Raw genomic sequence first — 13,318 nt, forward strand, 5'->3', positions numbered from 1 at the left:
CTACCTCCGGTGCCCGGGGCAAAGCCGCAGATGGTCGGACGATCGGCCGGGCGTATTAAGCTTTTTGGGCGACCCAAGTTGCGTACAGATGCCTCCTCCGTCATTATCCTTGCCACTGGGGTCCACCCTGTTTCGGCACAGGGCCGTTCGAGCGGCGTTCATATGCTCCGTGTTTGTTGCCGACCTTCTTCCTTCGCCTGAGTAGTCGCGTGGTCCGGCTGGGTTTCATCATCGGCTTCATCGCTCTGCTCGGAGCCTTGCTCTCGGGGCTTGCGGCTTATCGTGTCCACGATCAGGAGCTGGCGCTGGACCGGATCGCGCTGGCGCGCGCGATCGACGTTCATGCGAGCTTGGTCCAGGACCGCTCAACCGAGCGTGAGCTGCTGGCGCGTGTCGCCTCAGGCCTGTTCCGGGCGCCATCGGTGCTGAAGCCCAACATGCTGGAGCCGCTGCGCTCGGCGATCTACGCCTTCAAGACCGACTTCGTGGTGGCCGGCTGGGTTGCCCGGCTTCGCCCGAGCGAGCTCGCCGCGGCGCAGGCCGCCCTTGCCGCCGCCGGCTTCCCGAAGCCGCAGATCCGTGATTTCAACGACAAGCCAATCGATCCGGCAAGCGTAACGCAGCCGATAGATGTGCTGATGGACCTCGAGCCGCGCAGCGACGAGACCAAGACGCTGCCAGGCCGCAGCTATGATGACGACCCGGTTCGCAGTGCGATGCTGACCCGGGCCAGGGTCGAGAAACGATCGGTTGCCTCCGATCCGATACCGTTATTGCGTGAGAACGGACCGATCGGCGTCATCGTGGCGGCCCCCGTCATTCCCGAAGGCGCGACCGAGCCGGCCGGCTTCATCACGTTTTCCTACGAGCTGGCCTCGCTGATGCTGACCAATGACGACCTGTCGTTGTTCTCGGTCGCGCTGAAGGATCCGCGCAAGGAGGGCAGCGAGCTCGTTGCCAGCGACCAGGGCGTCGTCTCGACCCGCATGACGTCACCGGACGGGCCGGCACCGTCGGCGACGCGCACCATCAGTTTCGGCGGCCGCGACTGGCAGCTCGGCTATTACGCCAAGACCAATTCGGCGCGGCGCGCCGAGCAGACCGCGATCATCGTGGCGGCGATCGGCTTTGCCATCACCGCGATGGTGTGCGGCCTGTTCGGTTACGTCGCCTATAACAACTTAAGGCTTAGCCGCGAGATCCAGGTGCGGATCGGTTTCGAGCGGCGGCTGACGGCCGTTATCGACGAGCTGAATCATCGCGTGAAGAACATCCTCGCGGTGATCCAGTCGATCGTGACGCGCACGCTGCGCCATGGCTCCGACATCGACGTTGCGCGCGAGCTCTTGATCGGCCGCATCCACGCCATGTCCAACGTGGTCTCGCTGCTCAGCGAGAGCCAATGGCAGGGCGTCAAGCTGAAGGGCCTGTTCGAGGCGCGCGCGATTCCGCACGCTGACCGCATCGCCGTCAGCGGCCCTGATATCGCCGTCAGCGCGCGCGCCGCGCAAAGCCTGTCGCTGCTGTTCTTCGAGCTCGCCTCGCATTCGGATGAAGGCCTGTCGCTGGTCGGCAAGCATCCACACATCACCGCGAACTGGACGGTGACGGGTGAGGAGCCCGAGACTGTGTTTCATTTCCGCTGGGAGGAGTTCAACACCAGCGAGGCGACGCGTCGCCCGGATTCGGATTTCGGCCTGATCCTGCTCGACCGCGTCGCGCCCGAAGCGCTCGGCGGCAACGCCAAGCGCTACTTCACCGACGTCTCTTATGTCTACGAGCTGACGGCGCCGATGGAGACGGTCGTCGACATGAGCGAGCGCGACCGCACGGACAAGATTTCCGCACCGGTGCGCCCGGCGAAGTAGGCGCGAGGCAGGCTTGTCGCCCGCGCTTCAGGCCGCGCTCACGCGAGCCGCGATGGCGGTCATCTCGAGCTTGACGTCGGGGCCGAGATCGGCCACGCCGACGGCGGCACGCGCCGGCAAATGAGCTCCCGCAAAATGCGCTTTCCAGGCCGCGTTGAATGCAGCCTTCTCGCTGAGATCAGTCATGAAGATCGTCACCTGCAGGACGTTGGCCATGTCGGATCCGAGAGTCTCGAGCAGACGCGACAACTGGCCGAGCACATCATTGGCCTGACCCGACATGTCCTGGCTCGTGTCCTCGGGGACGATTCCGCCGATGTAGAGAACGCCTGCATGCTCGACCACTTCGTGGAGCAGTCCTTCGTAGGGCAGGATGCGCTTGACCATGATGGGAACGATGCTCCTCTGGGAAGTTGTGAGATTGGGCCGTATCTTGTGCGCCGGCTTTAGCCCTTCGGCCGCAAGACCAGGTCGACCAGGGACCGCGCATAGGCCGGCGTGATCGGCGCGATGCCGAAGACGTAGCGGTAGAACAGGCTGCCATAGATGGCGTCGTAGAGATCTTCCGCCGGCGCTTGCGCCAGAATGCTGCCGTCGCGCTGGCCGGCCGCGATCATCTCCACCAGCGCGTCGCGGCGGAATTGCAGATAGCGGGCATAGAACAGCTCGGCCGAGCCGGTCTTGGAGATGCATTCGGAGATCACGGCAAGCTGCACCTTGCCGAATTCGCCCTGCAGGGCTTCGGCATAGGCCACGGCATGGCGGCGGGCGCGCACGGCGGGCGTGCCCGCGCTCGCCGGCGGCAGCGGCAGCATTTGGGCGGCGTGATGGAGAAAGGCGTCGATCAGCAGCGCCTCCCGCGACGGCCACCATTTGTAGATGGTCATCTTTGAGACGTTGGAGTGGCGTGCCACTGCGTCGATCGTGGTCGCGGCAAGGCCGGTCGCAGCCATCAGCGCATAGGCGCTTTCGAGGATGGCGTTGGTGGTCTCGATGGATCGCGGCCGGCCGCGCCGGGGTGCACCCTCGGCCGCATCGCTCGTGTGTTTCGCCATGACCAAGCCGGTCTCTCCTTGCGCAGAGGCCGCCATTGCCACAGGGCCACCTCATTCCGCATAGCGCAGCGGAGGTTCCTGGCCTAGCAAAATCGCACGATAATCAGGCCCGTTGCCGCAAGGCCGCCGGCTCGTCCTGGCGCTTCGACCAGGAAATATAATAGGCCACCACCGTCATCACGGCGAAACCGGCCAGGCTCACCCCGATCTGCATCACGACCAGATTGGCGCCGGTGATCAGGATGAGATGGCCGGCGAAAGACAGGAAGACGCCGATGCAGAATATGGCAAGCCATTCCTCGCCGCATTTGATTACCATCTGGAGCGACTTCCATTGCAGCCCCGGATGGTCAGACGGGATGAGATAGGTCGCAAGGAAGGCGAGCGCGAGGAAATGGAGCACGCGATAGGGCGCCAGATTTTCCTTGTCGGTCGGCGAGATGGCGTTGAGCACGATGTCAGGCAAATAAGTAGAGAGCGTCGGCGAATGGCGCATCAAGGTGATGGCCATCGCGAGCACGAGATAGGCGCCGGCGAGCACGCGAAGCCACGAGAGCCTGTGAAGCTTGTGTCCTGACGCGCCGGTGACGGCGAACCAGCCGCCCAGCACCATCAGCATCTGCCAGCACAGCGGGTTGAATGTCCATTCCAGGTCAGGATAGGCGTGAAACGCCCAGCCAAACCGGCGTGCAGCCAGATAGAGCGCGACAGAAGCCGCCAGCGTCACGTTCGGACGTCGCAGCAGGCCCCACAAGGCAAGCGGAAAGAATGCCATCAGCGGAATCATCAGCTGCAGAAGGTCGAGATTGAGCGGCTCTTCCTGGAGCACCAATCCCTGGACCAGGATGCGCAAGGGGTGCTCGAGAATCCCCGAGATGTTGTACTCGCTGATGATCTCCGGCGCCATCGATTGCGAGGCGACGTAAGCGATGGCGTCGATGTAGATCACGAACAGCACCACATAGGCGGCATAGAGCCGCCAGACGCGACGAAAGATGCGTGTTGCGGCGACGACATAGCCGCGCTCCAGCGCCATCCTGCCGTGGATGATGGCAACGCCATAGCCGACCACGAACACGAACAGGTCGGCGGCGCCGCTGAAGCCGAAGTTGCGCAGCGTCAGCAGATTGACGACATTGTTCGGAATGTGGTCGACGAACACCGACCAGTTGGCAATGCCGAGCGTCAAATAGAGCCTGGCGTCGTGTTGGAATGCGGCGAGGTTCGCCTTGACGGACGGCTTCATTGCTAATTATTTCAATTGGAATCAGGGCGATGCTTTTAACGGCAACCGTCTGCCTATCCGAGTAGCGATTACGTGAGGCCACAAGGATTTTCCGCGACTGGCGAAATATTGCGCAGAGGCGGCGCGTCGAGTCGCCGCGACCCTTCCTGCTCGGTTGGCGGCGCAACTTTCTTAGCGTGACTCGGTCCTATTCGGCGGGCTCGGCCGGTGCCTCGTCGGGGACGCCAATGCGGCTTGCCATGATGCCAAGCGCAACGCCCCCGATCGCCAGGATCGGTAGCAGCCGCTTGACCCCGATGGCGCGGACGATCTGCAGGCCTGTGGCGATCAGCATGGGATCGGCGAGCATGCTCGGAGCGGCCTTCGCGGCGCGCTCGGCCGCGATACGGGCGCGTGTCTGGATTTCCCGTTTGTAGCCCCAATAGCTTCCGGCGGCAGCGAGCGTCAGCAGGAAGAAGATGCCGGCGCCGGCAAGGCAGGCCTGAACCGGGCCGTATTTGTCGAGGACCGAGATGAAGGCCGCGGCGCAGAGGAAGCATGTGGTGATGAACAGCGCGAGCGCCGCACCTGCCGCAAGCGAGGTCAATCGTACGGTCGTGCCCGTCGATGCGCTGATGCCGTCGATGATACGCTGAAACACAGCCTTGCTCCTCGGATCCTCACCAGCCAATTCACGACCTGCTGGTCACGGCAGCGACGGCCGTCGTGACCTCGTTATTCATCGCGCCTCAGCGGCGCCAGGCAAAGCCGATCAGGAAGCCGATGCCGAGCGCGACACCGACGGTCGCGAGCGGCCGCTGCGTAATCGCCTCTTCCAGCGTCTCCTCGATCGAGCCATAGGCATCCTGCGCCGCGTCCATCATCGCGCTGCCGCGCTCCGAGACATCGTCGAGCGTCGAATCCATGTTGTCGCGCGCCTGCTTGTAGCCGCGCCGGGCCTGCTTGCCCGTGGCGTTGGCGAAGGTGTTGAGGGCGTCGGTGATCTGATCGGTGAGGGCGGCGATATCGCTTTTCACGGCTGCTACATCCTTCTCGAGGCGTTCTGCGGTGGCTTTGTCGATCCAGTCTCTCGTCCCGGCTTCGCCATTGGTCATTGACATCAAAGGGCTCCAAAGCTGTCGGCGGAGATAGCCGGAAAACGCGTCGTCTTCGGGGAAGTTCCGTTTGCGGCGGCCGTCACTCCGGCGGGAGCTGGGGGGCATCCTCCGGCAACAGATGCTCCTTCAGGATCAACCCGACGATCAGCAGCGGAGATGACAGGAAGGCGCCCATCGGTCCCCACAGCCAGGTCCAGAAGGCGAGGGCGACGAAGACCGCCAGCGCATTCAGTGCCAGCCTGCGGCCGATGATGGTCGGCGTGACGAAGTGCCCTTCCAGGAAGGTGATACCGCCGAAGGCGATCGCCGCAGCCAGGCCGCCGCCGATGGTCGGGAACGCCAGGACACCGACGATGGCCAATATGGCGAACATTGCAACCGGACCAATGATGGGAATGAAGTTGAGCGCAGCCGCAAGCGCACCAAGCCCGGCCGGATTTGGCATTCTGGTGACCGCGCACACGATGCCTGTGGCGATCCCGACGCCGATATTGATGACGGTCACGGTCAGCAGGTAGTTGCCGAGATGGACTTCGATCTCGTTGAGGATGCGCAAGGTGCGCAGCCGCGCGTCGCGCTCACCGAATGTCATGATCAAGGCGCGCCGCAAATCTCCCCAGCTCGCGATGAACAGGATCAGGGTGGCGAAGAACAGCAGGAATTCGGCGAAAGTCGGCGACAGGAATTCCAGCGTCGGCTGCACCCATTCGAATTTGGGAATCTGGAAGCTTGGCAGTCCCTCCGAGCCGCCGACCATGGCCTGCAGCTCACTCCAGAGCGCCAGCGGCCGGTCGAAGACATGCAGCTTGTCTTTCAGCTGCGCTCCCAGCTCCGGCAAGCGCGAGCTCCATTCCATGGCGGGTGCGGCGATCAGTGCGACCACGAACGCGACCATCGCGGTGACCGCAATGACGATGAGGACGGCGCCGATGGCGCGCGGCACGCGCCGCCTTTCCAGGAAGGTGGCGGCCGGCGACAGCATCGTGCCGGCGACCATGGCCATCACGACAGGCAGGAAGAACGCCTTGGCGATATAGAGCACGGCGACGACGGCGATCAAAAGCAAGCCGGCGAGCGCAAAGGCGACGAACTCGGTACGGCGGATCACCGGCGGCAGCTCGATATGGCTGTCAGGAAGCGGAGAACCCTCGTCGTTGCCGGAGATCAGACGTTCACTGGGAAGGACGCGCACAATATCTCTCCCCGCACGGAAGCCTCCGCGCGCCCATTGCTCACAGGAGAACGCGCGCCATGTGCCGAGGTTCCGTCGCGGCTTCGTGAAGTTGAGCTCGCTTGACTGTGACGCATCTGCCGCAAAGGGCGGCGGAACTTGAGTCGGCGCTCCCGCGTTTATCGGCCAGCAGCATCACCCAGATGCACACATCCAACGGGGCAGCACATGACAAAGTTCTCCGTCGTCCGCCGCAGCTTCGCGCCGCGCGTCGTTACCGCTTGTGCCTTCGCGACAGCCTTGCTGACCGTGCCGTTCGCGGCTCAGGCGCAGACCTCAGGCTATGCGCCAATGCAGCCGCAGGCCTATCCCCAGGGCCAGACGCATTCGCAGGGCTATGCCAGCGAGGCGCCCGAGGCCACCGACGAAGAAGCAGTGCTGCCCGACCGGCTGCGCCGGCAAATCGTGAGCTTCGACCGCAATGAGCCCGTCGGCACCATCGTCATCGATACCGCCGACACTTATCTCTATTACGTGCTCGGCAACGGGCGCGCCATCCGCTACGGCGTCGGCGTCGGCCGCGAGGGATTCACCTGGTCGGGCGTGCAGAGCATCAGCCGCAAGGCCGAATGGCCGGATTGGCATCCGCCGGCGGAGATGATCGCGCGCCAGCCCTATCTGCCGCGCTTCGTCGCCGGCGGTCCGGGCAATCCGCTCGGTGCGCGCGCGATGTATCTCGGCTCCAGCGAATATCGCATCCACGGAACCAACGATCCAACCACGATCGGCAAGTTCGTCTCGTCCGGCTGCATCCGCCTCACCAACGCGGATGTCACCGACCTGTTCAACCGCGTCAACGTCGGCACCAAGGTCGTGGTGCTGCCGAAGAATGCGCCGTTGATGGCGCGCGGGGGTGATCCCGTCCGCAAGCGGCCGGCGGTGACGGCACTACCCTCCGGGCGCCAGGCGCTGAACGTCTTGGCGCCGTCGGTGGATTGACGAGTTGAGTGAGGTTACATGATGAGACGTTCGATCAGCAAGCTCGCTGGGGGCGCCGCGGCGTTCGTCATGGTCGCTTCGCTTGGCCTTGCGCTCGCGCCCGCGGCGCATGCGGAGGACTTCTTCTCGGCGCTGTTCGGGGGCTTCCGCATGCGGCCGCCGCCGGAGATTCGCGTGCCGTTCCCGAATGCCGACATGCCGCGCTATGACGCGCCGCGCCAGCGCGCGTCCTATGGCGGCGGCACGGCCTATTGCGTGCGTGGCTGCGATGGCCGCTATTTCCCGGCGCAAGGCAATGATGCGGAGAGCAAGACGCAATCATGCAAGAGCTTTTGCCCGGCTTCAGAGACGTCCTTGGTCTATGGTAGCAGCATCGACGAGGCCACCACGGACAGGGGCAAATCCTATTCCGATCTGCCCAATGCTTTCCGCTACCGCAACGAGGTCGTCGCGGGCTGTACCTGCAACGGTAAGGACCCTGTCGGGCTTGCCCAGGTCAAGATCGAGGACGACCCAACCCTGCGCAAGGGCGACATCGTCGCGGGCAACGACGGCCTCGTCATCGCCAACCGCAACGCCGACGACCGCCGCGGCGTCGCGATGAATTTCTCGCCCCTGCCGGAGTCCGTACGGGCAAAATTCCGCCAGCTGCCGGTGGTGGCGAAGGAGTAGAACAGCCTACGCCGCCCGGATCTTGCCCAGGAAATCGCTGACCTGATCGCCGAGCTGGCGGCTCTGGGTCTCCAGCAATTCGGAGGCCTGCTTGACGTTGTCAGCTGCACCGGCCGCGCTGTCGGCGTCGGCCTTCACGCCGGAGATGTTGTCGGAGACGTTCTTGGTGCCCTGCGCGGCATATTGGGTGCTGCGCGTGATCTCCTGCGTCGCCGCGCCCTGCTCCTGCACGGCGGCCGCGATCGCGGTGGCGACCTCGTTGACCTCGCCGATGATGCCGCCGATCGCCTGGATCGCGTTGACGGCATCCCCCGCAACCTTCTGGATGTCGGCGATCTGCTCGGAGATCTCGTCCGTCGCCTTCGCGGTCTGGCTCGCCAGCGATTTCACCTCGGAGGCGACGACCGCAAAGCCGCGGCCGGCTTCGCCGGCGCGCGCGGCCTCGATGGTGGCGTTGAGCGCCAGCAGGTTGGTCTGCGCCGCGATGGTGTTGATCAGGCCGACGACCTCGCCGATGCGGCTCGCTGATCGGGCAAGTCCCTGCACTGTGCCGTCGGTCTGCTGCGCCTGAGACACGGCCCGGCTGGCGATGCCTGCGGCATGCGCTGCCTGTTGGCTGATGTCGTTGATGGAGCAGCTCAGCTCCTCCGACGCGGCGGCGACACTGTCGACGCTCAGCGAGGCATCTCCAGAAGCCTTCTCGGCGAAACGAACGCGATCATTGGTCTGCCGCGACACTGCGGAGAGATCGGATGAGGTTTTTCGCATCTGGCCGGAGGCTTCACTGAGCTCATCGAGTGCCTTGCGTACGAGCCCTTCGAATTCGCCGATGTGGCTCTCCATGGCACGCTGACGGGTCGCTGCCGCAGCGTTGCGCTCGCGTTCCTTGGCTTCGATCTCCAGCTTGTCGGTGGCCTGCTGCTTGAATGTCTCCAGTGCACCGGCCAGCGCGCCGATCTCATCCATCCTGTCTTCGTATCCCGTCTCAACCGAAAGATCGCCGCCCGCGACCTTCAACATGGCGTCGCGCATGTCATGCAGCGGCTTGATGACACGGCGGCTCACAGCCAGCATCGGACCGACGGCGAGGCAGATCGCAAGGAGCACCAGCACCAGCTGCAGGGCCAGTGCCTGCAGCGCGGAGGCGCGCTGAGCGGAAATGTGCTCGCTGGCCCCGTCCAGCGCAGCCTCGGCCACGCCGACTGCGGCACCCAGCCGCGCGACGCTGAGCGGGCTCCATTCATTGGCCACCATCTCGGGCTTTTCGCCCGCTGCCAGCGCATTCATCAGGCGATCGCGCAGCTCCACATATTGCGGATCGAAATAAGCGCTCTTGTTCTTGGCGATCGCGTCCGAGAGCGCCGCCGGCAATTGCATGCCGCCGATTGAGACCTCGAGCCCCTTCCAGGCGGCCTCGACACCCCCGACCAGCTTGACGTAGGACAGTCGTGCCTCCGGAGTGACCTTTCCGGCGCCGAGACCGTTGGAAACGAGAATCGAAGCGTCGCCCGCCGTGTTTCGCAGCAGCCAGGCCGCCTGCTTGATGATCAGAAACTGATCGACGGCCGCGTCCTGGTGGTTGATGGAGGCGGCGAGAATTCCGGACACCTTGTCGAGCAATACGACCAGTGCGGTTTCCGTATCCATGTATTCCCTGCCGAGAGCGACGCGGCGCGACGCCTTGGGCTTCGCGATCTCCTGCCAAAATTCCTTTTGCATAGCTCCGAGCGCGCCGAACAGCCGGTCGAACTCGGAGAGCAGCGCCGGCTTCTCGGTAAAGTCGATGCTGCCGAGCAGACCGCGTGCACGGGCCATTGCCGGCATCTCCACGTCGTGCAGGTCACGCAGATATTTTTCGATCGCCGGATCCAGCGATTGATCGTTGTGGAGCACCCGGTTCGACGTGGAGCGATCGGCCCGCATCCGGTCCATCGCCTTGAACATGTCGGCGGATGCGTCAGCGATGACGGCGATGCGGTTGGCAATCTGGAGGCGCTGCCAGGAATCCCAGGCGATCAGCGAGGCCCCGACGACCACGCAACATGACGTGGTCAGGATCACGCTTCTCAGCAGTGCAGATACCGTCAAGCGGTTCAGCATGGCGCCCGTCCCCCCGGCAGTGAAGAACTCCACCGCGCCCCTGGCTTCAATCGGGGGCGCAGAGCGGGCATTTGCGCCTCGCTCGGCGGCAGTCTCCGGGCATTTGGCCATAAAAGCGTAAAGACTTGGTCGCGACCGCAGGATTACGGCCGCTCGCAGGTCATTTTTGCTGTATGGCGCGCCCCTTTCAGCCGAAAAGCACTGTCGAATGCATGGGTTTCCGGCATGGAACCCGATGCGAAGCCTCGACGTTAGATCTCGTTAACAACTGGCCTGAAGGGGGCTTGCAATGCTGGTCGGCGTCCTCGTTACATTCCTCGTCGTCATCCTCGTGCTTTATCTCATCAACATGCTGCCGATGGACGGGCGCGCCAAACAGATCGCGCGTGTCATCGTCATCATCATCGGCATCGTGTCGCTGCTGAAATATCTCGCGGTGTTCTAGCCGGCTGCGACCCCTTAAAAAGAAAAGCCCCGGCAGCAGCCGGGGCTTCCTTCGCGTGTGACCGCCGCTTAGTGCAATGACTTGAGCCAGTCGTCGACATCTTGCCGGACCTGGTCCTTGGCGATGCCATAGCGCTGCTGGAGTCGGCCCTCGAGCTGTTCGCGACGTCCCTCTATCACGTTGAGGTCGTCGTCAGTGAGCTTGCCCCATTTCTCCTTGGCGGAACCCTTGAACTGCTTCCAGTTTCCTTCGATGCGATTCCAGTCCATGACCATCTCCCATGGGTTGATGGCCGTACAACTCGATCGGCGCGCGGCCGTTCCCGGCCGCGCGGTGCGGCGATTTAACCGGCCGCCTTGGCCTCGCGGCGGCGGGCAGTGAGGATGTACTCCGTATAGCCGTTCGGCTGCTCGCGCCCCTTGAAGATGAGGTCGCAGGCGGCCTTGAAGGCGACGCCGTCGAAGGCGGGCGCCATCGGCTTGTAGATCGGATCGCCCGCGTTCTGCTTGTCGACGACGACGGCCATGCGCTTCAGCGATTCCATCACCTGCGCCTCGGTGATGACGCCCTGGTGCAACCAGTTGGCGAGATGCTGGCTGGAGATGCGCAAGGTGGCGCGGTCTTCCATCAGGCCGACATCGTGAATGTCGGGCACCTTGGAGCAGCCGACGCCCTGGTCGATCCAGCGTACGACGTAGCCCAGAATGCCCTGGCAGTTGTTGTCGATCTCCTGCTTGACGTCATCGGGCGCCCAGTTCGACTTCGAGACCGGAATGGTGAGAATGTCCGAGAGCTTTGCGCGCGGGCCGCCTTTGGTCAGCTCCTGCTGGCGCGCGATGACATTGACCTGGTGGTAGTGCAGCGCGTGCAGGGTCGCGGCGGTCGGCGAGGGCACCCACGCCGTGGTGGCGCCGGCCTGCGGATGGCCAAGCTTCTGCGCCAGCATGTCTGCCATCTTGTCGGGCGCGGCCCACATGCCCTTGCCGATCTGGGCATGGCCGGGTAGGCCACAGGTCAGGCCCATGTCGACGTTCCAATCCTCATAGGCCTTGATCCAGGCCTGCGCCTTCATCTCGTTCTTGCGGATCATCGGACCCGCTTCCATCGAGGTGTGGATCTCGTCGCCGGTGCGGTCGAGGAAGCCGGTGTTGATGAACATGATGCGCTTGGAGGCGCGCTGGATGCAGGCCTTGAGGTTGACGGTGGTGCGCCGCTCCTCGTCCATGATGCCGACCTTGAGCGTGTTCTCGGGCAGCGACAACATCTTCTCGACGCGGTCGAATATCTCGCAAGTGAACGCGACCTCGTCCGGGCCGTGCATCTTCGGCTTGACGATATAGGCCGAGCCCGTGCGGCTGTTCTTGACCTTGGAGTTGCCTTTCAAGTCATGAATGGCAAGAAGCCCGGAGACGGCGGCATCGAGCAGGCCTTCCGGCACTTCTTCGCCGTTCTCGTCCAGCACCGCGTCGGTGAACATGTGGTGACCGCAATTGCGCATCAGGAGCAGGCTGCGGCCATGCAGCTTCACCTCGCCCTTGCCATCAGGTGTCTTGTAGCTGCGATCGGCGTTGAGCGAACGCGTCAGCGTCTTGCCGCCCTTCTCGAAATCGGCGGACAGTGTGCCATTCATCAGGCCGAGCGTGTTGCGGTAGACCAGCACCTTGTCTTCGGCATCGACCGCGGCGACGGAGTCTTCCATGTCGAGAATGGTGGAGACTGCGGCCTCCATGATCATGTCGGCAACACCGGCCGGATCGTCCTTGCCGATCGCGCTGCCACGGTCGATCGTCACCTCGACATGCAGGCCGTTGTTGACGAGCAGGACGGCGGAAGGCGCCGCTGCATCGCCCTGGAAGCCGGCGAATTGCGCGGCGTTCTTCAACGCGGTGGCGTTGCCGCTCTTGAGCTTCACCGCGAGCTGGCCGGCGACGACGCTATAGGCGGTGACGTCGGTGTGGCTGCCGGTTGCGAGCGGTACGGCGGTATCGAGGAACGCCTTGGCCTTGGCGATCACCTTGTCGCCGCGCGCCTTGTTGTAACCCTTGCCGGTTTCGGACGGATCGTGCGGGATCGCGTCGGTGCCGTAGAAGGCGTCATAGAGCGAGCCCCAGCGCGCATTCGCCGCGTTCAGCGCGTAGCGCGCATTGGTGAGCGGCACCACCAGCTGCGGGCCGCAGATCTTGCCGATCTCCTCGTCGACATTGGCGGTCTCGACCTTCTGCGTCGCCGGCTCGGGGACGAGATAGCCGATCTCCTTGAGGAAAGCGGTGTAGGCGTCGAGGTCGAACGCCCTGCCTTTGTGGGCGCGGTGCCAGTCGTCGATCTTGGCCTGGAGCTGATCACGAAAGGCCAGCAGCGAGCGGTTCTTCGGCCCCAATTCCTTGATGAGCGCGGCCACCCCGGCCCAGAACGCATCCGGCGCGATCCCCGTTTTCGGGGCGGCTTCCTTGGCGATGAAATCGAAAAGGACGGGGGCGATCTTCAATCCGTGGGCGTCGACGCGTTTCATGATGGGCTTTCTTGTTGGAAATGGCTGTTTTTGGCTGCTTTTGACCCGGCAGCAGCAAAATGCGCCCACAGGGGGCAGCTTTCGAGACCTATTAGCCTCAAAATCGGGGCGGTGAGAAGACCCCTGAGCGTCTGTCAAAATGTCAAGACGGAGTGT

General features: G+C 63.8%; 13 protein-coding genes. 4 read left to right on the forward strand and 9 right to left on the reverse strand.

Going from position 1 to position 13,318, the window contains the following annotated elements; all coding sequences use genetic code 11:
* The first annotated feature begins 209 nt into the window (after window positions 1-209).
* Window positions 210-1,868 (forward strand): CHASE domain-containing protein, encoded by a 1,659-nt coding sequence (locus XH80_RS42555; RefSeq protein ID WP_271603775.1) that lies wholly within the window; start codon window positions 210-212, stop codon window positions 1,866-1,868.
* Window positions 1,869-1,895: 27 nt separating this feature from the next.
* Here XH80_RS42555 and XH80_RS42560 read toward each other — a convergent pair whose 3' ends face one another.
* The 6 genes from XH80_RS42560 to XH80_RS42585 all read right to left on the reverse strand — a co-directional run bounded on the left by XH80_RS42560 (window position 1,896) and on the right by XH80_RS42585 (window position 6,458).
* The gene (locus XH80_RS42560) at window positions 1,896-2,255 is read right to left on the reverse strand and encodes a RidA family protein (RefSeq protein ID WP_271603776.1); all 360 of its coding nucleotides are present in this window, start codon (window positions 2,253-2,255) and stop codon (window positions 1,896-1,898) included.
* 59 nt (window positions 2,256-2,314) lie between these two features.
* Entirely contained in the window at window positions 2,315-2,923 is a 609-nt protein-coding gene (locus XH80_RS42565; RefSeq protein ID WP_220002120.1) for a TetR/AcrR family transcriptional regulator, read from the reverse strand.
* Between the two features lie 103 nt (window positions 2,924-3,026).
* Window positions 3,027-4,169 carry an OpgC domain-containing protein gene (locus XH80_RS42570; RefSeq protein WP_271603777.1) on the reverse strand — a complete coding sequence of 381 codons (1,143 nt, stop codon included), beginning with the start codon at window positions 4,167-4,169 and terminating at the stop codon, window positions 3,027-3,029.
* Window positions 4,170-4,356: 187 nt separating this feature from the next.
* Window positions 4,357-4,809 carry a hypothetical protein gene (locus tag XH80_RS42575; RefSeq protein ID WP_271603778.1) on the reverse strand — a complete coding sequence of 151 codons (453 nt, stop codon included), beginning with the start codon at window positions 4,807-4,809 and terminating at the stop codon, window positions 4,357-4,359.
* An 88-nt stretch (window positions 4,810-4,897) separates the two neighbouring features.
* Window positions 4,898-5,269 (reverse strand): DUF883 family protein, encoded by a 372-nt coding sequence (locus XH80_RS42580; RefSeq protein ID WP_057759400.1) that lies wholly within the window; start codon window positions 5,267-5,269, stop codon window positions 4,898-4,900.
* Window positions 5,270-5,345: 76 nt separating this feature from the next.
* A complete protein-coding gene (locus XH80_RS42585; protein WP_271603779.1) occupies window positions 5,346-6,458 on the reverse strand; it encodes an AI-2E family transporter in 1,113 nt (370 codons plus the stop codon).
* A gap of 207 nt (window positions 6,459-6,665) precedes the next feature.
* Between XH80_RS42585 and XH80_RS42590 the strand changes: the two genes are divergently transcribed.
* Window positions 6,666-7,436 (forward strand): L,D-transpeptidase, encoded by a 771-nt coding sequence (locus tag XH80_RS42590; RefSeq protein WP_271603780.1) that lies wholly within the window; start codon window positions 6,666-6,668, stop codon window positions 7,434-7,436.
* A gap of 18 nt (window positions 7,437-7,454) precedes the next feature.
* A complete protein-coding gene (locus tag XH80_RS42595; protein ID WP_271603781.1) occupies window positions 7,455-8,108 on the forward strand; it encodes a DUF2865 domain-containing protein in 654 nt (217 codons plus the stop codon).
* 6 nt (window positions 8,109-8,114) lie between these two features.
* Here XH80_RS42595 and XH80_RS42600 read toward each other — a convergent pair whose 3' ends face one another.
* Complete coding sequence (locus XH80_RS42600; protein ID WP_271603782.1) at window positions 8,115-10,208, reverse strand: methyl-accepting chemotaxis protein; 2,094 nt, start codon at window positions 10,206-10,208, stop codon at window positions 8,115-8,117.
* Window positions 10,209-10,497: 289 nt separating this feature from the next.
* On the opposite strand from XH80_RS42600, the gene XH80_RS42605 reads away from it, so the two are divergent.
* Window positions 10,498-10,653, forward strand: coding sequence for a Thivi_2564 family membrane protein (locus XH80_RS42605; protein ID WP_008546817.1), 156 nt, complete (start codon window positions 10,498-10,500; stop codon window positions 10,651-10,653).
* Window positions 10,654-10,721: 68 nt separating this feature from the next.
* Here the strand turns inward: XH80_RS42605 and XH80_RS42610 are convergent, their stop codons facing one another.
* On the reverse strand, window positions 10,722-10,922 hold the full coding sequence (locus XH80_RS42610; protein WP_220002113.1) for a CsbD family protein: 201 nt from the start codon (window positions 10,920-10,922) through the stop codon (window positions 10,722-10,724).
* Window positions 10,923-10,996: 74 nt separating this feature from the next.
* Window positions 10,997-13,162: a malate synthase G gene (locus tag XH80_RS42615; RefSeq protein WP_271603783.1), complete on the reverse strand. Its 2,166-nt coding sequence runs from the start codon at window positions 13,160-13,162 to the stop codon at window positions 10,997-10,999.
* Window positions 13,163-13,318: the final 156 nt, after the last annotated feature.

Origin of the sequence: Bradyrhizobium sp. CCBAU 45384, from assembly GCF_028128665.1 — a bacterium.
Lineage (GTDB): Bacteria > Pseudomonadota > Alphaproteobacteria > Rhizobiales > Xanthobacteraceae > Bradyrhizobium > Bradyrhizobium manausense.

Coding starts and splice junctions, on each gene's coding strand:
- XH80_RS42560 (WP_271603776.1), bottom strand. CDS start 2,255: ATGGTCAAGCGCATCCTGCCCTACGAAGGACTGCTCCACGAAGTGGTC.
- XH80_RS42565 (WP_220002120.1), bottom strand. CDS start 2,923: ATGGCGAAACACACGAGCGATGCGGCCGAGGGTGCACCCCGGCGCGGC.
- XH80_RS42570 (WP_271603777.1), bottom strand. CDS start 4,169: ATGAAGCCGTCCGTCAAGGCGAACCTCGCCGCATTCCAACACGACGCC.
- XH80_RS42580 (WP_057759400.1), bottom strand. CDS start 5,269: ATGTCAATGACCAATGGCGAAGCCGGGACGAGAGACTGGATCGACAAA.
- XH80_RS42590 (WP_271603780.1), top strand. CDS start 6,666: ATGACAAAGTTCTCCGTCGTCCGCCGCAGCTTCGCGCCGCGCGTCGTT.
- XH80_RS42595 (WP_271603781.1), top strand. CDS start 7,455: ATGATGAGACGTTCGATCAGCAAGCTCGCTGGGGGCGCCGCGGCGTTC.
- XH80_RS42600 (WP_271603782.1), bottom strand. CDS start 10,208: ATGCTGAACCGCTTGACGGTATCTGCACTGCTGAGAAGCGTGATCCTG.
- XH80_RS42605 (WP_008546817.1), top strand. CDS start 10,498: ATGCTGGTCGGCGTCCTCGTTACATTCCTCGTCGTCATCCTCGTGCTT.
- XH80_RS42610 (WP_220002113.1), bottom strand. CDS start 10,922: ATGGACTGGAATCGCATCGAAGGAAACTGGAAGCAGTTCAAGGGTTCC.
- XH80_RS42615 (WP_271603783.1), bottom strand. CDS start 13,162: ATGAAACGCGTCGACGCCCACGGATTGAAGATCGCCCCCGTCCTTTTC.